General features: G+C 73.0%; 16 protein-coding genes and 3 tRNA genes. 14 read left to right on the top strand and 5 right to left on the bottom strand.

Going from position 1 to position 21,504, the window contains the following annotated elements; all coding sequences use genetic code 11:
* Nucleotides 1-84: 84 nt before the first annotated feature.
* From ACGFMM_RS02620 to ACGFMM_RS02600, 5 genes are all read left to right on the top strand, one after another.
* Nucleotides 85-981 carry a sirohydrochlorin chelatase gene (locus tag ACGFMM_RS02620; RefSeq protein WP_393642394.1) on the top strand — a complete coding sequence of 299 codons (897 nt, stop codon included), beginning with the start codon at nucleotides 85-87 and terminating at the stop codon, nucleotides 979-981.
* Nucleotides 982-1,017: 36 nt separating this feature from the next.
* Nucleotides 1,018-2,313: a deoxyguanosinetriphosphate triphosphohydrolase gene (locus tag ACGFMM_RS02615; RefSeq protein WP_393642392.1), complete on the top strand. Its 1,296-nt coding sequence runs from the start codon at nucleotides 1,018-1,020 to the stop codon at nucleotides 2,311-2,313.
* Between the two features lie 177 nt (nucleotides 2,314-2,490).
* On the top strand, nucleotides 2,491-3,750 hold the full coding sequence (locus ACGFMM_RS02610; protein ID WP_393642390.1) for an NAD(P)/FAD-dependent oxidoreductase: 1,260 nt from the start codon (nucleotides 2,491-2,493) through the stop codon (nucleotides 3,748-3,750).
* A 68-nt stretch (nucleotides 3,751-3,818) separates the two neighbouring features.
* Nucleotides 3,819-5,708 (top strand): DNA primase, encoded by a 1,890-nt coding sequence (dnaG, locus tag ACGFMM_RS02605; RefSeq protein ID WP_393642388.1) that lies wholly within the window; start codon nucleotides 3,819-3,821, stop codon nucleotides 5,706-5,708.
* 110 nt (nucleotides 5,709-5,818) lie between these two features.
* Nucleotides 5,819-6,883 carry an RNA polymerase sigma factor gene (locus ACGFMM_RS02600; protein WP_393642798.1) on the top strand — a complete coding sequence of 355 codons (1,065 nt, stop codon included), beginning with the start codon at nucleotides 5,819-5,821 and terminating at the stop codon, nucleotides 6,881-6,883.
* Nucleotides 6,884-6,899: 16 nt separating this feature from the next.
* Here ACGFMM_RS02600 and ACGFMM_RS02595 read toward each other — a convergent pair whose 3' ends face one another.
* The 5 genes from ACGFMM_RS02595 to ACGFMM_RS02575 form a co-directional block, all read right to left on the bottom strand.
* The gene (locus tag ACGFMM_RS02595) at nucleotides 6,900-7,118 is read right to left on the bottom strand and encodes a hypothetical protein (protein ID WP_393642387.1); all 219 of its coding nucleotides are present in this window, start codon (nucleotides 7,116-7,118) and stop codon (nucleotides 6,900-6,902) included.
* Nucleotides 7,119-7,169: 51 nt separating this feature from the next.
* Nucleotides 7,170-9,095, bottom strand: coding sequence for an ABC transporter ATP-binding protein (locus tag ACGFMM_RS02590; protein ID WP_393642386.1), 1,926 nt, complete (start codon nucleotides 9,093-9,095; stop codon nucleotides 7,170-7,172).
* Nucleotides 9,095-10,828: an ABC transporter ATP-binding protein gene (locus tag ACGFMM_RS02585; RefSeq protein WP_393642385.1), complete on the bottom strand. Its 1,734-nt coding sequence runs from the start codon at nucleotides 10,826-10,828 to the stop codon at nucleotides 9,095-9,097. The genes ACGFMM_RS02590 and ACGFMM_RS02585 overlap by 1 nt, the downstream gene beginning before the upstream one ends.
* A gap of 126 nt (nucleotides 10,829-10,954) precedes the next feature.
* Nucleotides 10,955-12,391: an FGGY-family carbohydrate kinase gene (locus ACGFMM_RS02580; protein WP_393642383.1), complete on the bottom strand. Its 1,437-nt coding sequence runs from the start codon at nucleotides 12,389-12,391 to the stop codon at nucleotides 10,955-10,957.
* Between the two features lie 74 nt (nucleotides 12,392-12,465).
* On the bottom strand, nucleotides 12,466-12,768 hold the full coding sequence (locus ACGFMM_RS02575) for a YtxH domain-containing protein (RefSeq protein ID WP_393642382.1): 303 nt from the start codon (nucleotides 12,766-12,768) through the stop codon (nucleotides 12,466-12,468).
* A gap of 146 nt (nucleotides 12,769-12,914) precedes the next feature.
* Between ACGFMM_RS02575 and ACGFMM_RS02570 the strand changes: the two genes are divergently transcribed.
* The 9 genes from ACGFMM_RS02570 (at nucleotide 12,915) to ACGFMM_RS02530 (ending at nucleotide 21,484) form a co-directional block, all read left to right on the top strand.
* Nucleotides 12,915-12,987: transfer RNA gene (locus ACGFMM_RS02570), tRNA-Asn, on the top strand.
* A gap of 5 nt (nucleotides 12,988-12,992) precedes the next feature.
* Nucleotides 12,993-13,068 (top strand) — tRNA-Asn (locus ACGFMM_RS02565).
* A 163-nt stretch (nucleotides 13,069-13,231) separates the two neighbouring features.
* Nucleotides 13,232-13,305, top strand: a tRNA-Ile gene (locus ACGFMM_RS02560).
* A 144-nt stretch (nucleotides 13,306-13,449) separates the two neighbouring features.
* Nucleotides 13,450-14,436: a LuxR C-terminal-related transcriptional regulator gene (locus ACGFMM_RS02555; protein ID WP_393642381.1), complete on the top strand. Its 987-nt coding sequence runs from the start codon at nucleotides 13,450-13,452 to the stop codon at nucleotides 14,434-14,436.
* 305 nt (nucleotides 14,437-14,741) lie between these two features.
* The gene (locus ACGFMM_RS02550; RefSeq protein ID WP_393642379.1) at nucleotides 14,742-14,921 is read left to right on the top strand and encodes a hypothetical protein; all 180 of its coding nucleotides are present in this window, start codon (nucleotides 14,742-14,744) and stop codon (nucleotides 14,919-14,921) included.
* A gap of 62 nt (nucleotides 14,922-14,983) precedes the next feature.
* A complete protein-coding gene (locus tag ACGFMM_RS02545) occupies nucleotides 14,984-16,306 on the top strand; it encodes a nucleotide sugar dehydrogenase (RefSeq protein ID WP_393642377.1) in 1,323 nt (440 codons plus the stop codon).
* Entirely contained in the window at nucleotides 16,303-19,413 is a 3,111-nt protein-coding gene (locus tag ACGFMM_RS02540; RefSeq protein WP_393642376.1) for an amino acid adenylation domain-containing protein, read from the top strand. Before ACGFMM_RS02545 ends, ACGFMM_RS02540 begins: the two co-directional genes overlap by 4 nt.
* The gene (locus ACGFMM_RS02535) at nucleotides 19,410-20,174 is read left to right on the top strand and encodes a polysaccharide deacetylase family protein (protein ID WP_393642374.1); all 765 of its coding nucleotides are present in this window, start codon (nucleotides 19,410-19,412) and stop codon (nucleotides 20,172-20,174) included. Before ACGFMM_RS02540 ends, ACGFMM_RS02535 begins: the two co-directional genes overlap by 4 nt.
* Nucleotides 20,171-21,484 (top strand): MFS transporter, encoded by a 1,314-nt coding sequence (locus tag ACGFMM_RS02530; RefSeq protein WP_393642372.1) that lies wholly within the window; start codon nucleotides 20,171-20,173, stop codon nucleotides 21,482-21,484. Before ACGFMM_RS02535 ends, ACGFMM_RS02530 begins: the two co-directional genes overlap by 4 nt.
* Nucleotides 21,485-21,504: the final 20 nt, after the last annotated feature.

Raw genomic sequence — 21,504 nt, 5'->3', positions numbered from 1 at the left:
CCCCGCCGGGCCCGGTGAGCCTGTGGAAAACACTCGTGACGCCCACGCAACGGGCAGGCAACGTGCCGCGGTCAGGATCGGTCCATGACGGATCCGGACATCACCCTCGCCGGCACGGCCCAGCTGCTCGGCCGGATCACCGACGAGCTCGGGACCGGGCTGCGCCGCGTCCGGCCCGGCGGGCCGCGCCGGGCCGCGCGACCCCCCGCCCTCGTGGCCGTGGCCCACGGCAGCCGCGACCCCCGCGCGCTGCCGGAGGTGCAGGCCCTGCTCGACCGGGTCCGCGAGATCCGCCCCGGGCTCGACGTCCGCCTCGGCCACATCGAACTGAACGCCCCGCTGCTCTCCGACACGCTCGCGGACCTCGCCCCGGGCGGCGAGGCGGTCCTCGTGCCGCTGCTCTTCGGCCGCGGGTACCACGTGACCCACGACCTGCCCGCCGCCGCGGCCGCCGCGCCCGCGGTCCGCACCCGCGTCGCCGATCCGCTCGGCGCCCACCCCCTGCTGATCGAGGCCCTGTACGGACGCCTCGTCGACGCCGGCTGGACCGCGGAGCACAGCGCCGCCCGCGACACCGCCGTCGTCCTCGCCTCCGCCGGCTCCCGCGCTCCCGAGTCCGCCGCCGACACCCGCCGCACCGCCGCCCTGCTCCGCGAACGCCTCGGCGGCGTGCCCGTCGTCGCCGCGTACGCCTCCGCCGCCGCGCCCACCGTCCCCGACGCGGTCCGGGCCCTGGCCGCCCGCGGCCGGCACCGGATCGCCGTCGCCTCCCTGTTCACCGCCCCCGGCCTGTTCGCCGCCCGCAGCGCCGCCGAGGCCCCCTGGCTCGCCGCCGCCCCGCTCGGCCCGCACCCCGCCCTGGCCCGCCTGGTCCTGCACCGGTACGACCGCGCACTGCGCCACGACCGTGCACCGCGCCACGATCGTGCCTCCGGCCTCGCCGGCCTCGCCGCTCCCAGGCGGGAACTCGCCACCACCTGACCCCTTCTGTCGGTCCCGCCGGTTACCTTCGGGGCTATGGACGGCAACACGGACACCCCCGGCTACGACGAGGCGGCCATCGAGCGCTGGGACGCCGAGCCCGACAAACGCCCCGGGCGGACGGCCTTCCAGCGCGACCGGGCGCGGGTGCTGCACTCCGCCGCGCTGCGCCGGCTCGCCGGCAAGACCCAGGTCGTCACCCCCGGCACGCGCAGCCACGCCTGGGACGCCAGCCCGCGCACCCGCCTCACCCACTCCCTCGAATGCGCCCAGGTCGGCCGCGAGCTCGGCGCCGCGCTCGGCTGCGACCCCGATCTCGTCGAGGCCGCCTGCCTCTCCCACGACATGGGCCACCCGCCCTTCGGGCACAACGGCGAGCAGGCGCTCAACGACTTCGCCAAGGACTGCGGCGGCTTCGAGGGCAACGCCCAGTCCCTGCGGCTGCTCACCCGCATCGAGCCCAAGCGCTTCCTCGCCGACCCCGTGACCGGCGAGCCGGTCAGCGTCGGCCTCAACCTCACCCGCGCCTCGCTCGACGCCGCCACCAAGTACCCCTGGCCGCGTGCCGGTCACCCCACCGACCCGGGCTCGCCCAAGTTCGGCGTCTACGAGGACGACCTGCCGGTCTTCGAGTGGATCCGCCGCGGCGCGCCCGAGCACCGCAAGTGCTTCGAGGCCCAGGTCATGGACTGGGCCGACGACGTCGCGTACTCGGTGCACGACTTCGAGGACGGGCTGCACGCCGGGCACATCGACCCCAACCTGCTCTACTCCGAGCCCGAGCGAACCGACATCTGGCGGGTCGCCATCGGGCGGTACGTCCCCGAGGACACCGACCCGCAGGAGCTCGCCGACGCCCTCGACCGGCTGATCGAACAGGACTGGTGGCCGCACGGATACGACGGCTCGGCCGTCGCCCAGGCCCGGCTCAAGGACGCCACCAGCCAGCTCATCGGCCGGTTGTGCCTGGCCGCCGAGGGCGCCACCCGCACCGCGTGGGGGTCGGGCCGGCTCACCCGGTACGCCGCCGAGCTCGTCGTCCCCCGCGAGGCCCGCAACGAATGCGCCGTCCTCAAGGCGGTTGCGGACCGTTACGTCATGCAGCGCGCCGAACAGGAGGCCCTGCGCGCCGACCAGCGGATCGTGCTCGCCGAACTGGCCGAGGCGCTCACCGGCCGCGCCCCGCACGGCCTGGAACCGCAGTTCCACGCGCTGTACGCGGCCGCCCCCGACGACCGCTCCCGCAAACGGGTGATCGTCGATCAGATCGCCTCGCTCACCGACGCATCAGCCCGCGCCCTGCACGAACGCCTCACCGCCCGCCCTGCCTGACGCCCGGCCTGACCGCGTCGTCCGCCGCGGAGGGCCCGGCTCCGCCAAGCCCCGGCCACGGCCCTCTTCCGCCATCACGCTCCGTGCGGGACGCTCCCTGGGAGCGCCGGGGCGGCACGGCCCGTCCCCACGCCGGGAGGCGTAGCGTGGGAAGCGGTCGCAACGAGGAGGCATCAAGTGGTCGACGCAGATCTGAACTTCGTCATCGTCGGCGGGGGCCTGGCCGGGGCGAAGGCGGCGGAGACGCTCCGCGCCGAGGGCTTCAACGGCCGGGTGATCCTGATCGGGGACGAGCGCGACCACCCCTACGAACGCCCGCCCCTCTCCAAGGGCTACCTCCTCGGCAAGGAGGAGCGGGACAGCGTCTTCGTCCACGAGCCCTCCTGGTACGCGCAGAACGACGTCGAGCTGCACCTCGGCCAGTCCGTCGTCGCCATCGACCGCGACGCCCGCACCGTGCGCCTCGGCGACGGCACCGTCATCCGCTACGACAAGCTGCTGCTCGCCACCGGCGCCGAGCCGCGCCGCCTCGACCTCCCCGGCACCGAGCTGGCCGGAGTGCACCACCTGCGCCGGCTCGCCCACTCCGACCGGCTCAAGCAGGTCCTCACCACCCTCGGGCGGGACAACGGCCACCTGGTGATCGCCGGCGCCGGCTGGATCGGCCTGGAGGTCGCCGCCGCCGCCCGCACCTACGGCGCCGAGGTCACCGTCGTCGAGTCCGAGCCCGCCCCGCTGAACCGCGTGCTCGGCCCCGAGCTCGGCCAGCTCTTCGCCGATCTGCACACCGAGCACGGCGTCCGGTTCCACTTCGGGGCCCGGCTCACCGAGATCGTCGGCCAGGACGGCATGGTCCTCGCGGTCCGCACCGACGACGGCGAGGAGCACCCCGCCCACGCCGTGCTCGCCGCGATCGGCGCCGCCCCGCGCACCGCGCTCGCCGAGAACGCCGGCCTCGCCCTGGTCGACCGGGCCGACGGCGGCGGCATCGCCGTCGACGCGAGCCTGCGCACCTCCGACCCGGACGTCTTCGCCGCCGGCGACGTGGCCGCCGCGCAGAACCCGCTGCTGCACACCCGGATCCGCGTCGAGCACTGGGCCAACGCGCTCAACGGCGGCCCGGCCGCCGCCCGGGCCATGCTCGGCCGCAGCGTCTCGTACGACCGGGTGCCGTACTTCTTCTCCGACCAGTACGACCTCGGCATGGAGTACTCGGGCTGGGCGCCGCCCGGCTCGTACGACCAGGTCGTGGCGCGCGGCGACGTCGGGAAGCGGGAGTTCATCGCGTTCTGGCTGAACGAGGGCCGGGTCGTCGCGGGCATGAACGTGAATGTGTGGGACGTCACAGAGGACATCCAGAAACTCATCCGTTCCGGCGCGACCGTGGACCCGGACGCCCTGGCGGACCCGTCCGTGCCGCTCGACAGCCTGGTCTGACCGCCGTCCGGCAGCCGCAGGCTCCACAACCCGGGGGGAGACCCCCGGACCCCCGATAGAATCTGTGCGTGGCAGGCAGGATCAACGATGACGACGTGAAGGCGGTACGGGACGCGGTCCCGATCGACGCCGTCGTGTCCGAGTACCTCCAGCTCCGCAACGCCGGCGGCGGCAACCTGAAGGGCCTGTGCCCCTTCCACGACGAGAAGTCCCCGTCCTTCCAGGTCAGCCCGAGCAAGGGACTCTTCCACTGCTTCGGCTGCCAGGAGGGCGGCGACACGATCGCCTTCGTGATGAAGATCGACCACCTCTCCTTCTCGGAGACGGTCGAGCGGCTCGCCGCCAAGGCGGGCATCACCCTGCGCTACGAGGAGGGCGGCTACAACCCCGGCCACCAGCGCGGCGAGCGGATCCGGCTGATCGAGGCGCACAAGGCCGCCGCCCAGTACTACGTGGACCAACTCGGCTCGGCCGAGGCCGAGATCGGCCGCCGGTTCCTCGCCGAGCGCGGCTTCGACCAGGCCGCCGCCGCGCACTTCGGCGTCGGCTACAGCCCGGCCGGCTGGGACCACCTCACCCGCTTCCTGCGCGGCAAGGGCTTCTCCGACAAGGAACTGCTCCTCTCCGGACTCTCCCAGGACGGCCGCCGCGGCCCCATCGACCGCTTCCGCGGCCGGCTGATGTGGCCGATCAAGGACGTCGGCGGCGAGGTCGTCGGCTTCGGCGCGCGCAAGCTGCGCGACGACGACAACGGGCCCAAGTACCTCAACACGCCCGAGACGCCGGTCTACAAGAAGTCCCAGGTCCTCTACGGCGTCGACCTGGCGAAGAAGGAGATCGCGAAGACCAGCCGGGCCGTCGTCGTCGAGGGCTACACCGACGTCATGGCCTGCCACCTGGCCGGCGTCACCACCGCCATCGCCACCTGCGGCACCGCCTTCGGTGGCGACCACATCAAGATCCTGCGCCGGCTCCTGATGGACAACGGCTCGGCCCGCGTGATCTTCACCTTCGACGGCGACGCGGCCGGCCAGAAGGCCGCCCTGCGGGCCTTCGAGGACGACCAGAAGTTCGCCGCCGAGACCTACATCGCCATCGCCCCGGACGGCATGGACCCCTGCGAGCTGCGCCTCGCCAAGGGCGACGAGGCCGTCGCCGACCTGGTCGAGCCGCGCACCCCGCTGTTCGAGTTCGCGCTGCGGCAGATCGTGAACCGGTACGACCTGGAGACCCCGGCCGGCCGCGCCGCCGCGCTCGACGAGGCCGCCCCGGTCGTCGCCCGGATCAAGAACATCGCCTCGCAGCACGAGGTCGCCGTGCAGCTCGCCGGGCTCCTCGGCATCCTCGACACCCAGTTCGTCGTCAAGCGGGTCGCCCAGATCGCCCGCTGGCAGCGCGACCGCGGCGGCAAGGGCCCGTCGCCCGCGCCGAACCGGCAGCAGGCCCCGTCGATCCAGGCGCCCGTCGCCCCCTCCGGGCCCGCGCTCAACCTCCGCAGCCCCGCCCACCGCACCGAGCGCGAACTGCTCAAACTGGCGCTGCAGCGGCCCGAGCTGGTCTCGCCGGCGTTCGACGCGTACGGGATCGACGAGTTCACCGCGCCGCCCTACGCGGCCGTGCGCCAGTGCATCCAGGACGCCGGCGGCGCGACCGACGCCCCCGCCGACTACCTGGACGTCGTCCAGCAGTCGGCCCCCGACGACACGGTCCGGGCACTGGTCCGCGAGCTGGCCGTCGAAACCGTCTTCGCGAAGAGCGTCGACGAGGTGTACGCCGGAGACCAGCTGGTCACCGTCCGGCTGCGGGCGGTCGACCGCCGGCTGCGCGACGTCCAGGGCACCCTGGCCCGGCTCGGCGCGCACGGCGCGCCCGAGCAGGTCGCCGCGGTGCAGAACGAGCTCTGGGTGCTCACCCAGTACGCCCAGTCGCTGCGCACCCATGGAGCGGCGGCGCTCTGACGGGCGGTAGCGCCCCCGTCACGTACCGGATTCAAAAAGTCACCGCACGCCCCTCGTGGCGGCGATGTGTCGTACCCCACACTGGATCCGGTGCCTGAGCCCTCGGAGCCCTGGAGGTCGCCCCCGTGCAGACCGAGACCCTCACCCCGGCGGACGCCGTGCCCGAGCAGCGCAGAGCGCCGCAGCCGGAGGAGCCGGCGCCCGAGGAGCTCGTGGAGGAGACCCCCGAGCCGGCGCCGCGGCGTCCCGAGCTCGGCGGGAGCGGACCCACCGGCGACCTGTTCCGGCAGTACCTGCGCGAGATAGGCCGGATCCCGCTGCTCACCGCGGAGGAGGAGGTCGACCTGGCCCGCCGGGTCGAGGCCGGGCTGTTCGCCGAGGAGAAGCTGACCCGCACCCCCGATCTGGACTCCCGCCTGGCGCACGACCTGGACCGGCTGGTCGTCATGGGCCGGATGGCGAAACGCCGGCTGATCGAGGCGAACCTGCGCCTGGTGGTCTCGGTCGCCAAACGGTACGTGGGCCGCGGTCTGACCATGCTCGACCTGGTCCAGGAGGGCAATCTGGGCCTCATCCGGGCGGTGGAGAAGTTCGACTACGCCCGCGGCTACAAGTTCTCCACGTACGCGACGTGGTGGATCCGGCAGGCGATGTCCCGGGCCCTCGCCGACCAGGCCCGCACCATCCGCGTCCCGGTGCACGTGGTGGAGCTGATCAACCGGGTGGTCCGGGTGCAGCGCCGGATGCTGCAGGAACGCGGCTACGAGCCCACGCCCGAAGAGGTCGCCGCCCAGCTGGACCTGGTGCCGGAGCGGGTGAGCGAGGTGCTGCGGCTGGCGCAGGAGCCGGTGTCGCTGCACGCGCCGGTGGGCGAGGAGGATGACGTCGCTCTCGGCGACCTCATCGAGGACGGCGACGCCGCGTCCCCCGTGGAGTCCGCCGCCTTCCTGCTGCTGCGGGAACACCTGGACGCGGTGCTCTCGACGCTCGGCGAGCGGGAGCGCAAGGTCGTCCAGCTGCGTTACGGGCTCGACGACGGGCGGCCCCGCACCCTGGAGGAGATCGGACGGCTCTTCGGCGTGACGCGCGAGCGCATCCGCCAGATCGAGTCCAAGACCCTCAGCAAGCTGCGGGACCACGCCTTCGCCGACCAGCTGCGCGGCTACCTCGACTGAGGCGGTCCGCTCCCCGTCAGGCGTCCGGCCCGGACGCCCCCTCCTGCCGCTTCTTGATCGCGGCGTCGAAGGCGACACCGATGGCGGTGCCGCCGGCGAGACCCAGGGAGATGCCCAGGCCCAGGTTGTCGCTCAGCTGCCCGAGGCTGATGCCCAGACAGAGCCCGATCGGCATCCACAGCGCCAAGCCCTGCCCCGGCTTGGCCGCCTTGTTCTTCTCCGTGTCGTCCGCCATCGCGTCCGATTCCCCCTTCGTGGTCGTGCGTGGTGCGTCAGTCGTGGTGCGTCAGTCGACCTCGGCGACCGCCTGCGCGAACTGGGCGGCGTACAGGCGCGCGTACGCGCCTCCGGCCGCCAGCAGCTCGCTGTGCGTCCCCTGTTCGACGATCGCTCCATTCTCCATCACCAAGATCACGTCGGCGTCGCGGATCGTCGACAGCCGGTGCGCGATCACGAAGGACGTGCGGCCGTGCGCCAGACGGGCCATCGCCTTCTGGATCAGCACCTCGGTGCGGGTGTCGACGGAGCTGGTCGCCTCGTCGAGGACCAGGATCACCGGGTCGGACAGGAACGCCCGCGCGATGGTGATCAGCTGCTTCTCGCCGGCGCTGACGCCCGTTCCCTCGTCGTCGAGGACGGTGTCGTACCCGTCCGGCAGCGTCCGGACGAACCGGTCCACATGCGCCGCGCGGGCCGCCTCCTCGATCTCCGCCCGGCTCACCCGGCGCGAGGCGCCGTACGCGATGTTCTCGGCGATGGTGCCGCCGAACAGCCAGGTGTCCTGGAGCACCATGCCGATCCCGGACCGCAGGTCCTCCCGCGACATGGCCGTCACGTCCACCCCGTCCAGGGTGATGCGGCCGCCGGTGACCTCGTAGAACCGCATCAGCAGGTTCACCAGGGTCGTCTTGCCGGCGCCGGTCGGGCCGACGATCGCGACCGTCTGTCCCGGCTCCACCGTGAGCGACAGGTCCTCGATCAGCGGCTTGTCGGGCTCGTAGCGGAACGCCACCTTCTCCAGCGCCACCCGGCCCTTGAACTGCTCCGGGAGCTGCGACTCGGGCGCGTCCGGCTCCTGCTCCTCCGCGTCGAGCAGTTCGAAGATCCGCTCGGCGGAGGCCACGCCCGACTGCACCAGGTTCGCCATCGAGGCGACCTGTGTCAGCGGCATCGAGAACTGCCGGGAGTACTGGATGAACGCCTGCACGTCGCCGATGGACAGGGTGCCCGTGGCGACCCGCAGACCGCCGACCACGGCGACCAGGACGTAGTTGATGTTGGAGATGAAGAACATCACGGGCTGCATCACGCCGCTGTTGAACTGGGCCTTGAAGCCCGCCTCGTACAGCGCCTCGTTCTGCTCGGCGAAGTCCCGCGCGGCCTCCTCCTGCCGCCCGAAGATCTTCACCAGGGTGTGCCCGGTGTACATCTCCTCGATGTGCCCGTTCAGCTTGCCGGTGGACTGCCACTGCTGCACGAAGTGCGGCTGCGAGCGCTTCCCGATCCGGGCCGCCGCCACCACCGACACCGGCACCGTCACCAGCGCGACCAGCGCAAGCAGCGGCGAGATCCAGAACATCATCACCAGCACGCCGACGATGGTCAGCACCGAGTTGATCAGCTGGCCCATCGACTGCTGCAGGGTCTGCGAGATGTTGTCGATGTCGTTGGTGGCCCGGCTCAGCACCTCGCCGCGCTTGGCCTTGTCGAAGTACGACAGCGGCAGCCGCGACAGCTTCGCCTGGACCTCCTCGCGCATCCGGTACACGGTCCGGTTGATCACCGTGATCGACAGCCGGGTCGACACCAGCATGAGCAGACCGGCCGCCACATAGATCGCGAGGACCAGCAGCAGCACCTTGCCGACCGCGGAGAAGTCGATGCCCTGCCCGGGGGTGAAGTCGACGCCGGAGAGCATGTCCGCCATGCCGTCGTCGCCCTGGGCGCGCACCTCGGCGATCGCCTGCTCCTTGGTGGCGCCGGCGTCCATCTCGCGGCCCACGACGCCCGCGAACACCAGGTCCGTCGCCTTGCCGAGGATCAACGGCCCCACCACCGAGGCCGCCACGCTGAGCACGCCGGCGGCCAGCATCAGCCACAGCACGCTCCGCTCCGGCGCCAGCTGCTTCAGCAGCCGCTTGCCGGAGCCCTTGAAGTCCATGGACCGTTCGCCGGACTGGCCCATCATCATGCGTCCGCCAGGACCGGCCATCAGGCAGCCTCCGCCTCGGTCAGCTGGGAGAGCACGATCTCCCGGTACGTCTCGTTGTCCGCCATCAGCTCGTGGTGCCGTCCGGCGCCCACGACCCGGCCCTCGTCGAGGACCACGATCCGGTCGGCCTCGCGGATGGTGGACACCCGCTGGGCGACGATCACCACGGTCGAGTCCGCGGTCTCCCGCGCCAGAGCGGCGCGCAGCAGCGCGTCCGTCTCGTAGTCGAGCGCCGAGAACGAGTCGTCGAAGAGGTAGATCTCCGGCCGCTGCACCAGGGTCCGCGCGATCGCGAGCCGCTGCCGCTGGCCTCCGGAGACGTTGGTGCCGCCCTGCGCGATCGGTGCGTTCAGCCCGTGCTCCAGCTTCCGTACGAAGTCGGCCGCCTGCGCCACCTCGAGGGCGTGCCACAGTTCCTCGTCGGTCGCGTCCGGCTTCCCGTACCGCAGGTTCGTCGCCACCGTCCCGGAGAACAGGTACGGCTTCTGGGGCACCAGGCCCACCGTCCGGGCCATCAGCTCCGGGTCCAGCGTCCGCACGTCCACGCCGTCGACGAGCACCTCGCCCCCGGTCACGTCGAACAGCCGCGGCACCAGGCCGAGCAGCGTCGACTTGCCGCTGCCGGTCGAGCCGATGATCGCGGTGGTCTCGCCCGGCAGGGCCACCAGGCCCACCTCCCGGAGCACCGACTCCTCGGCGCCCGGGTAGCGGAAGTCCGCGCCCCGGATCTCCAGATGGCCGCGCCGGTCCAGCTCCCGCACCGGCTCGGCCGGCGGGACGACGCTGGACTCGGTGTCCAGCACCTCCTGGATGCGCTCGGCGCAGACCTCGGCGCGCGGCACCATCATGAACATGAAGGTGGCCATCATCACGGCCATCACGATCTGCATCAGATAGGCGAGGAAGGCGGTCAGCGCGCCGATCTCCATCCCGCCGCCGGCGATGCGGTGCGCGCCGAACCAGACCACGGCCACGCTGCAGACGTTCACCACCGTCATGACGGTCGGGAACATCAGCGCCATCAGCCGGCCCGTCGCCAGCGAGACGTCGGTCAGCTCCGTGTTCGCGCCGCGGAACCGCTCGCTCTCGTACCCGTCGCGGACGAAGGCCCGGATGACCCGGTTGCCGGTGATCTGCTCGCGCAGCACCCGGTTCACCGTGTCGAGGCGCTCCTGCATCGTCCGGAACAGCGGCCGCATCCGCTTCACGATCAGCGAGACCGCGATGCCCAGGACCGGCACCACCGCGAGCAGCACCGCCGACAGCGGCACGTCCAGCGAGAGCGCCATCACGATGCCGCCGACGCACATGATCGGCGCCGAGACCATCAGGGTGAACGCCATCAGGACCAGCATCTGCACCTGCTGGACGTCGTTCGTGGTCCGGGTGATCAGCGACGGCGCGCCGAAATGCCCGAGCTCACGGGCCGAGAAGGACTGCACCCGAGCGAACACCGCGGCGCGGACGTCCCGGCCCAGGGCGGAGGCCGTCCGGGCTCCGTAGTGGACGGCGCCGATGTTGCAGACGACCTGCACCACGGACACGGCGAGCATCAGCGCGCCGAACCGCAGGATGTAGCCGGTGTTCCCCTCGACGACACCGCGGTCGATGATGTCGGCGTTGAGGGTGGGCAGGTAGAGGGTGGCGCAGGTCTGCAGGAACTGCAGCAGCACCAGCAGGGCGATGGGCTTTCGGTACGGTCCGAGGAAGGTTCGGAGGAGTCTTATGAGCACGGGTTCTACTATCGCCCGTGCCCGGGGGACGTTACGACTCGGTTTTCCCCAGCCCCGGTCGTAAGTCGTACCGTCCTACACGGCCCGCCCCGGCAGGCCTCCGGCCGTCCTCCGCCCCTCGCCGTCCTACGCGAACGCGCCCGGGTGGATCTGCTCGCGCGTCGCCGCATACTGCTGCCGCACCGCCTGACCCACCGCCAGCTCGTCGCCCGGCTCCAGGACCTGGGCCACCGCGCCCTGCCAGGCCGGCGGGGTCTGCGGGGACAGCGTGCCCCGCGCCACGCCGAGCGCCCAGGCCGCCTGCCGTGCCGCGCCCAGCGCCGCGTAGTCGGCCGGCTGGGGGACGACCGCCTGCGCGCCGAAGACCGCCGGGGCGATGGCCTGGACGGCGGGCAGCTCGGCGGCCTGTCCGAGCAGGAACACCCGGCGCACCTCCACGCCGCGCCCGCGCAGGACGTCCATCGCGTCGGCCAGCGAGCACAGCATGCCCTCGAACGCGGCCCGCGCCAGGTGCTCGGGCTTCATCGACTCGCGCCGCAGCCCGCTGAGCGTGCCCGCGGTGTGCGGCAGCTGCGGGGTCCGCTCGCCCTCCAGATAGGGGAGCAGCACCAGGCCGGACGAGCCCGGCGTGGACTTCAGGGCCATTGCGGACAGCTCCGCGAGGTCCTCGCAGCCGAGCAGGTCCGCGGTGCCGCGCAGCGCCCGCACCGCGTTGGAGGTGTGCACCACCGGCAGGTGCATGCCGGTGGCGTCGGCGAAGGAGGTGATCATGCCGCGCGGGTCGGCCAGCGCCTCGTGGTGCACGGCCATCACGGAGCCGGACGCGCCGAGGGACACCACCGCGTCGCCGGGCCCGAGCCCGAGCCCGAGCGCGGCCGCCATGGTCTCGCCGGTGCCGGCGGAGATCAGCAGGCCCTCGGGGGTGGTGCCGGCCGCGTCGGACGGCCCGAGCACCTCGGGCAGCGCCGCCTGGTGGCCGAGCGCCAGCTCGACGAGGTCGGGACGGTACGCGCCGGTCGCCGCCGACCAGTAGCCGGTGCCCGACGCCGCGCCCCGGTCCGTGGTGCGGCGCACCGGCCGGCCGAGGAGCTGCCAGACCAGCCAGTCGTGCGGCTGCACGAGGGCCGCGACCCGGGCCGCGGCCTCCGGCTCGTTCCGCGCCAGCCAGCGCAGCTTGGCCACCGGCTGCCCGGACTGCGGTACGCAGCCCACCGCCTCGGCCCACGCCTGCCGGCCGCCGAACGCCTCGACGAGATCGGCCGCGGCGATCTGCGCCCGCCGGTCGTTGCCGACCATCGCGGGCCGCACCAGGCCGCCGGTCCGGTCGAGCGGCACGATGCCGTGCTGCTGCGCCGAGACGCCGATCGCCTGCACGCCCTCCAGGAGCCCGCCGCCGGCCGCCTCGCCGAGCGAGAGCAGCCAGGCCTGCGGGTCGACGTCGGCCGCCTTGGGCTCGACGGGATGCGGGGCGTAGCCCTGCCGCAGTACCGCGCCGGTGTCGCCGTCACAGACGACGATGCGCGTGAAGTCGGTAGAGCTGTCCAGACCGGCCACTATCCCCATACCGGAGATTCTGCCCCACGCGCGGGCCTGCTGTGACGCGCGTGGACCGCCGACCTCGCACCGCGCCCGGCGGCTCAGGTGTTGCTGGTGCCCCAGTCGTCGTCGAGGTCCTCGTCGGAGCGGCGGCGCTGCGGCCGCAGCCGGCCCGCCACGGAGGCCGGCAGCCGGTCGCCGACCTTCTCGCCGACCGCGTGGTACGCCCTGCCCGCGTACTGGCGGCCGGTGGTCGCGGCCGTCTCGCAGGCGTTGCGCACCGCAGGGTTCTGGGCGAGGTCCCGTGCGGACTTCTTCATCTCCTCGTAGCGCTCGCGTCCGGCCCGGGTGCCGAAGACGTAACCGAGGGCCAGTCCCGCGACGAACGTCAGCTTGTACCGCATGGCTGCGAACCTTCCCTGGAGCGTCGGGCGTCCCTGGGGGATACCGATTGGCGGAGCACCCCCCTGCTTGCGCTAATGTATGTGTCGCAGCGAGCGAGCGCCGCCCGGGAACACCCCAGGTGGGTGAGTTCGGTGCAACGCAGCAATCCCCTGTAGCTCAATTGGCAGAGCAGCCGGCTGTTAACCGGCAGGTTACTGGTTCGAGTCCAGTCGGGGGAGCGCGATCCCCTGTAGCTCAATTGGCAGAGCATTCGGCTGTTAACCGGAGGGTTGCTGGTTCGAGTCCAGCCGGGGGAGCCAACGGAAGAGGACCCTTCGGGGTCCTTTTTTCGTTCCCCGGGAACCGTGCGCCACAGGGCGCAGTCCTCATGGTCGAGCAAGGCCGAGCATCCGGAGCAGGAGATCGTATGAGCGGCTATGCTGCGGCAGACGGCGCGCACACATGTACGCGCCACGCCGTGGAGGGGCGGTAGCTCAGCCGGTTAGAGCAGCGGACTCATAATCCGTCGGCCGTGGGTTCGAGTCCCACCCGCCCCACTGGACGGTTCGCCTACAGAACCGTTTCTACCTGCGGGAACGTGAGAACCGGGGGCGCCGCGCCAAGCGGCGCCCCCGGTTCATTCGTCCGGACCAAGATCGCGAGCGCAGGGGTGCCGGGCCGGGCTACAGGGGGGCGTCGTCATGGAGGGGAACAGTGACGCACGAAGAGAGATCTACGGGCTGATCTCCCGGAACCCCGGGGGGTCGCTCGAGGACATCGCGGCCGAGGCCCGCTGCTCGCGCGCCGAGGCCGAGCAGCTCTGCGACGAGCTCAGTCTGCTCGGGCTGCTGACACCGGCCTCCGACTCGCCCAGCGGCTATGTGACCGTGGCCCCCGAGGCGGCCCTGATCCGGTTGTTCTCGGCCGAGGAGCGGCAGACCGCCGCCCATCTCCAGCTCGTCTCGAAGATCCGCTCGGGCATCTCCACGCTCGTGCGCGACTACAGCCGGCTCGCCGAGGAGCGGCGCGACTCGGTCGAGGTGCAGATCCTGCCGGACCCGACGCTGGTGAACGCGTTCCTGGAGGACGCGGGCAGCGCGGCGCGCTCCCGGATGCGGTCGATGCACCCGGGCGGGCCGCCCCCCGAGGAGCTCATCGACGACATGCTGCTGCGGGACAAGGAGATGGAGAGCCGCGGCATCCGGGTCGAGGCGCTCTATCTGCGGCGGACCGCCGAAGTCCCCTTCATGGCCGGCTACCTGACGGACGCGGTGCGGCCGGGCCGGGAGGCCCGTACCGCCGACTATCTGCCGCTGCGCATGATCCTGTTCGACGACGACCTCGCGGTGCTCCCCATCGACCCGGAGGACAGCCGGCAGGGGGCCGTCGCGGTGCACGGCAAGACGCTGGTCCGCTCGCTTCACGCGCTGTACGACTACTGCTGGTACAACGCCACGCCCTCGCCGCTGCTGCAGACCTGCGGGACCGTCGACCTCGTGCTCGACAGCCAGGAGCTGGTGATCGTGCGGATGCTCGCGGACGGGGTCAAGGACGAGGTGATAGCCCGCCGGCTCGGCATCTCGTCGCGCACGCTCAGCCGGACCATCTCCGGGCTCATGGAGCGGCTCGGCGCGCAGACGCGTTTTCAGGCGGCGCTGCGGATAGCGGAGTCGGGGCTGCTGGGCTGAGGCCGGAAGGCATCCCTCCGTCGTCCGAGGCGGGTCACCGGAACCTGAAGGTCCGGGGGCCCGCCTCTTTGCGTTTCCGCAGACCAAGCAAGGGTGCTTGACCTTTGCTTTGCCTCCGGTCTCGCATCGTGAGACGTCGCCGGGTGTTGGCCCCCGTCCGCCATGTCGAGTCGACGCCGCTCCGATGGCTTGATCGGGCGGGAGCCGGGCGCGCAGGATTCCAGTGCGAGCCCGGCCGGGGCGGCATCCGCCGAAGGCCGGACCGACATCGCGCACCTCACCGACATCCATCCCGGGGGACAGCCATGTCTGCGACCATCCGCGCCTTTCTCTGTACCGCCTGCACCGCCCCGCTCCTGCTCGCCCTCGCCTGCGCCTGGCCGGCCGCCGAGACGGACGCCACGAGCGCTCCGCAGGCCCGGACGGCCGTCGCGCCCCTCACCACCGAGCCCAACGGCCCGCGCGACGACAACGGCTGGTGGTAGGGGGCCCCGCGCCGACGCGCCCTCCCGCCCCCACGCCAGCCCGTCCCGCCCAGGAGCATCAGATGGACGTCATCGCCGCAGCGCCGCCCGAAGACGCGGAGACGGCCGCCCGCGACCGTACGCAGAGCCTGTCCCGCACCGTCGAAGTCGCCGTCGTCGGCATCGGCTACGCCGGACTCCCGCTCGCCGTCGCCGCCGCGGCCGCCGGATACCGCACCCGCGGCCTCGACCTCAGCGACTTCCTGGTGGCCCAGGTCAACATCGGCCGGCCGCCCGTCGACACCGTGACCGGCGCCGAACTGACCGCCACCGCAGGGCTGCTGGACGCCACGACCGACCCGGCGTTCCTGCGCGAGGCGGGCATCGTCGCGCTGTGCGTGCCCACCCCGGTGGACGCCCACGGGGTGCCGGACCTCGAACCGCTGCTGTCCGCCGCACGGACCGTCCGACACCATCTGACCCCGGGCCAGCTGATCATCATCGAGTCGACCACCTACCCCGGCACCACCGAGGGCGTCATCCGCGACATCCTCGAGGAGTCGGGCCTGGTCGCGGGCCGGGACTTCGGCCTCGCGTTCTCCCCGGAGCGCGTCGACCCCGGCAACACCCGGTTCGGCTTCCACAACACCCCCAAGGTCGTCGGCGGTCTGACCGCGCAATGCGGAACCCGCGCCGCCGAGTTCTACGGGAGGCTGACCGAGCGGGTGCACGTCACCCGCTCCCCGCGCGAGGCCGAGGCCGCGAAGATCCTGGAGAACACCTACCGCCAGGTGAACCTCGCGCTGGTCAACGAGTTCGCCCAGATCTGCCACCGGCTCGACGTCGACGTCTGGGACACCATCGAGGCCGCCGCGACCAAGCCCTTCGGCTTCACGCCCTTCCGCCCCGGCGCGGGCGTCGGCGGCCACTGCATCCCGGTCGACCCGCTGTACCTCGTCCACCGCGCCACCCAGGCCGGCGTGCCGTTCCGGATGGCCGAACAGGCCCAGCGCGTCAACGACTCGATGCCCGTATGGGTCGCCTCCCGCGCCCGCGAGCTCCTGACCCGGCACGGTGTGCCGGTGCGCGGCGCGCGGATCCTGCTGCTCGGCGTCACGTACAAGCCGAACATCGCCGACACCCGGCACTCGCCCGCCGAGCCGCTGGCAGCCGAACTGCTCGGCGCCGGCGCGGACGTGACCTTCCACGACCCGTACGTGGAGGCGTTCGCCGTACGCCGCCGGCCGCTCGCCCCGAGCCGCGACCTGCGGGCGGCCGTAGCCGCCGCCGACCTGACCGTCGTCGTCCAGCGCCACGAGGTGTACCGGGACGAACTCCTCGCGCAGGCACGGCTCGTCCTCGACACCTGCGGTCCCGCCACCACCGCGGAGGTCCGGCCCTCGTGAACCCGCACCTGCCGGCCGTCGCCGCGCTCGTCCGCAACCGCGTCACCGCCGCGCCGACCGCCGTCGCGCTGCGCACCACCCACGGCGCCGTCACCTACGCCGAACTGTGGGAGCGCGCCGAGGACACCGCCAGCGACCTCGTACGGCTCGGCGTACGGCCCGGGGACGTCGTCGCCGTACGGCTGCCGAACGGGCCGGACGCGATCGTCGCCCTGCTCGGGACCTGGCTGGCCCGCGCCGCGTTCCTGCCGATCGACACCGCGACCCCCGACGAGCGCCGCGGCTACCTGCTCGAACACTCCGGCGCCGTCGCGGTCTTCGACGGTCCCGGAGCCGGACCGACCGCCCGCGAGGCCGGCCGCACCGGGCCGAACGCCGGCGAGCCCGCGTACGTCGTCTACACCTCCGGCTCCACCGGCACTCCCAAGGGCGTCCTGGTCGGACACCCGCAGCTCGCCGGGCACGTCACCGCCGTGCAGGACCTCCTCGGACTGACCGCGCACGACACGGTGCTGCAGTTCGCCAGCATCGGCTTCGACGTCGCCCAGGAGGAGATCTGGCCCACGCTGGCCGCCGGCGGCACCCTCGCCTTCCACGACGGCGGCGTCCCCGACGCCGAGTCGCTGGCCGGCCTCGCCGCGTCCCTCGACGTCACCGTGCTCCAACTGCCGACCGCCTACTGGCGGATGCTGGGCACGGAGCTCGACGGCGCGACCGGGCCGTCCTTCGCCGGCGTCCGCACCGTCGTCATCGGCAGCGAGAACGCCGCCGCCGCCGACGCCCGCGCCCACCGGCGCGGCCCGCTCGGCCACACCACCCTGGTCAACGGCTACGGCCCGACGGAGACCGTGATCACCGCCAGCGCCCTGGTGCTCCCGCCGGGCGCGCCGGTGCCCGCCGGGGCCGGGCTGGCCATCGGCGGCCCGGTCGGCGACCGCCTGCTGCACGTGCTCGACGACAACCGGAAGCCGGTCGGCCCCGGCGAGAGCGGCGAACTGTGGATCGGGGGCCCGCTGCTCGCCGCCGGCTACCTGCACGACCCGGCGCGCACCGAGGAGCGCTTCGTCCCCGACCCGTTCGCCCAGGACCCCGCCGCGCGCATGTACCGCACCGGCGATCTCGTGCTGCGCCACGAGGACGGCAACCTGGAGTTCCTCGGCCGGGCCGACAACCAGGTCAAGGTACGCGGCCACCGCATCGAACTCGACGAGGTCGACCGCCATCTGCTCGCCGTGCCCGGGGTGACCTCCGCGGTCTCCTTCACCGTCGACGGCGGCCCCGCCGGACGCGTCCTGGCGGCGGCGCTCGCCCGCACCGCCGAAGGGCCCGACCCGCAGGCCGTCCGCACCCACCTGCGCGAGCGGGTGCCCGCGTACCTGGTGCCCGGCCGCATCGCCGTGCTCGACAGGCTGCCGCTCACCACGTCCGGCAAGACCGACCGGCACGCCGCCGCGGCCGCGGCCGCCGCGGAGTTCGCCGATACGGCTGGAGATGACACCGGCACGGACGGCGACGACGGGCTCTCGCCGCTCGACACCGTCGTCCGGCTGCTGCGCGGACTGCTCCAGGACCCCGGCCTCGGCCCCGACGACGACTTCCTCGCCCGCGGCGGGGACTCCCTCATGGCGATGCGCGTCTGCGCCCGGATGCGCGCCCTGGGCGTGCCCCTGCGCCCCGCCGACCTGCTCACCGGACGCACCGCCCGTACCGCCGTCGCCCGAGCCGGGGAACGGTCCGCGCCCGTGGCCCCGACCGGGGAGGAGCCCGCCGGCCCGCTCGGCCTGCTGCCCGCGCAGCAGCGCTGGCTGTACGACGGGGAACTGCCCGAGCCGGACCACTTCTGCCTCAACGCGCTCTTCACCGCCGGGACCGCGCTGACCCCGGACCGGCTGCACGCCGTCGCGCAGGCCCTGCTGCTGCGGCACCCCGCACTGCGCACGGCCCTGCACGCCGACGGCACGGTCACGCTGACCGAGGCGGACGGGCCCGGAGCGGTCCGGTACGCCGACCTCACCGCCGTACCCCTCGACGAGCAGACCGCCCGGCTCGAAGCGGAACTGGCCGCCGCGCAGCGGACCATGTCGCTCGCCGACGGGCGGGTGTTCGGCCTGCTGTACGCGGAGCTCGGCGACGGCACGGCCCGTCTGCTGATGACCGTGCACCACTTCGTGCTCGACGGCGTCTCCATGGGGCTCCTCGTCGACGACCTCGAAGCGCTGCTCACGCAGGAAGCCGTCGCACAGCCGCCCGCGACCGGGCCGCGTGCGATCGGCACGGCCATGGACGCCTGGCTGCACAGCCCCGAGGCCCGCCGGGACGCCGCCGTCTGGGCCGCGCGCACCCCGGGGTTCGCGGACCTGCGGCCCGACCGGGACGGCGACGACCGGCTGCCGAGCCTGCGCACCCACCGCTTCCGGCTGTCCGCGGAGGCGACCCGGCTGGTCACGCACGTCCTGCCGGCCCACGGCATCGCCCCGCACGACTTCGCGCTCGGCGCCCTCGCGGGCGGCCTCGCCGCGTGGACCGGCGAACCGGTGCAGGGCGTGGACGTGTACGCGCACAGCCGAGACGTCTCCGTCGGCGACCTCGACCTGTCCCGCACCGTCGGCTACGTGCAGAGCACCTTCCCCGCCGTGCTGCGCTGGCAGGGCGAGGGCCTCACCGCCCTGCGCACCGCCCTGGAGGAGCTGACCCGGCTGCCCGAGCGGCGGTACGGCTACGACGCGCTCCGCCACGCCTCGCCCGTCGCGGCCGAGCGGGCCGCCCTGCAGGCCCGGCCCCGGCCCGCCGTCCGGCTCAACTTCCGTGGCCACCTGCTGCGCCTCGAACAGCGGGCGCCCGGGACGGTGCTGCTCCCCGCCGGGGAGAGCTTCGGCGCGCACCGCTCGCCGCAGCAGCGCGAGCGGTACCTGCTGATGGCCGAGGGCGACCTCGTCGACGGGCAGCTGGAGCTCAGCCTCAAGTACTCCACCGGCCGGTTCGACCCCGCGCGGATCGAGGAGCTCGCCGCGGCGGTCGAACAGGTCATGACCGCCGTCCTCGCCACGGCGGAACCCGTCCTCGCCACGGCGGACCCCGACCACGACACCGCCGGAGACGCCCGATGACCGCGCCCACCGCCCCGTACGTCACCGGCATACCCGACGAGCACCAGCCCGCCACGGGCAGTGCCGCGGGCTGGCCGCTGGTGCTCTACTTCCACCACGTCCACCCCGATGTGCGCCACTACACGGCGCTCACCCCGGGCGACTTCGAACGCGGACTGACCCGCGTGCTGGAGGACTTCGCGCCGTACGAGCCGTCCGGCCTGCTGGCCGCGGACGGGCCGCACCGGCCCGACCGGCCCAGCGTGCTCGTCACCTTCGACGACGGCTACCGCGACAACCTGACCCATGCCGCCCCGATCCTGGACCGGCTCGGCGTACGGGCGCTGTTCTTCGTCTGCACCGGCCTCCTCGGGCGGCGCAGCGACCAGCCGCGCCAGGACCACCTCACGTACGAGGAGTGCGACCGGCTGGCGGCCGACGGCCATCTGATCGGCGCGCACACCCGCACCCACCCGCACCTCGACCGCAGTCCCGCGGACCTGGTGCGCGAGGAGACGCTCGGCTCGCTCGCCGACGTCGAGGCCCGCTACGGACCGGGGCCGGCGCGGCTGTTCGCGTACCCGTACGGAGGCGTCCCCGACGCTCCGGACCTGCTGCCGGGGGACGCGCTCGCCTTCGGCACCGTGCGCTCGCCGGCCGAGCCGTGGACCGCGCGCCCGCACGCGATACGGCGCACCTATCTGCCCGAGGGCTCGGCCCACGTCTGGGACGCGCTGGTGGACCACTGGCAAGGCCAGTGGACCGGAAGGAAGGACCGATGACCGAAAGCACCTCCTGGCACACCCGGATCCTCGGGGCGATGCCCGCCACCCGGGAATCCCGGATCATCGCGGTCAACGCGCTGGTCGGCTCCGTCGGCACCGGCATGTTCCTGGCCGGCTCGGCCCTGTACTTCACCCGCTTCGCGGGACTGACGGAGACACAGCTCGGCGTGGGCCTGGGCATCGCGGGCCTCGTCGGTCTGGCTACCACCGTGCCCATGGGCCGGCTCGCGGACCGCTTCGGACCGCGCAACGTCCTGCTCGTCGTCATCATCTGGCGGGCCATCGGCTATCTCGCCTACCTGAACGTGGAGGGCTTCACCGAGTTCGTGGTGACGGCCTGTCTGCTGTTCGTCATGGACCGGGCCGGCCAGCCGCTGAACCAGGCCCTGGTGGGCCGGCTGATCATCGGCACGGAACGCAACCGCACCATGGGGTTCATCCGGTCACTGCGCAATCTCGGCTTCACCGTCGGCTTCGCGCTCGCCGGCATCTCGCTGACCACCGGCTCGGAGGCCGCGTTCCGCTGGCTGTTCATCGGCAACGCGATCAGCTTCGTCTTCGTCTTCGTGTTCGTCAGCATGCTGCCGAAGGTGGGCCCCAGCGTCTCCAAGGACGCCGAGGGGGAGAAGGCCGCCGCCGACGTCGTCCCCCCGATCCGGGACTGGCGGTTCACGGCCGCGATGGCCGCCAACGGCGTGCTGTTCCTGCACGACGCCATACTCATCACGGTGCTGCCGCTGTGGGTGGCCGAGCACACCCGCTCGCCGATCTGGATGATCACCGTCCTGATCACCACCAACACGATCATCACGGTGCTCGGCCAGGTCCGGGTGACCCGGCACATCGACAGCCTGGCGAGCGCGACACGCGCCACCAACTGGTCCGCGCTGCTGCTGACGTTCGCCTGCTGCGCCTTCGCCGCGAGCGGAATGGTGAAGACGCCGCTGTGGGCCTCGGTGGCCCTGATGGCCGCGCTGCTGCTGCTGACCGTCGCCGAACTGCTGCACTCGGCGTCCTCCTGGGAGATCTCCTTCGCGCTCTCCCCGGAGGCGGCGCAGGGCCGCTACCTCGCCTTCTTCAACCTGGGCTTCTCGGCCGCCGAGATCGCCGGACCGGCCGTGGTGCTGTGGCTGCTGGCCCGGACCGGGCCCACGGGCTGGCTGGTCCTCGCCGTGTGCTTCCCCCTCGCCGCCGCCCTCAGCTGGGTGGGCACCCGGCCCCGGCCGGCCGCCGTGCCGGAACGGCCCGAGGCCGACGACGAAGCCGCCGCCGAACCCGGCGCCGTGTCCACCGCGACCGGCCGCTGAGCCGCCGACCCCACCCGTCT

This window comes from Streptomyces sp. NPDC048604, assembly GCF_043199435.1.
Lineage (GTDB): Bacteria > Actinomycetota > Actinomycetes > Streptomycetales > Streptomycetaceae > Streptomyces.
The sequence above is the reverse complement of the archived record's forward strand: the minus strand, read 5'-3'. Positions and strand labels throughout refer to the sequence as shown.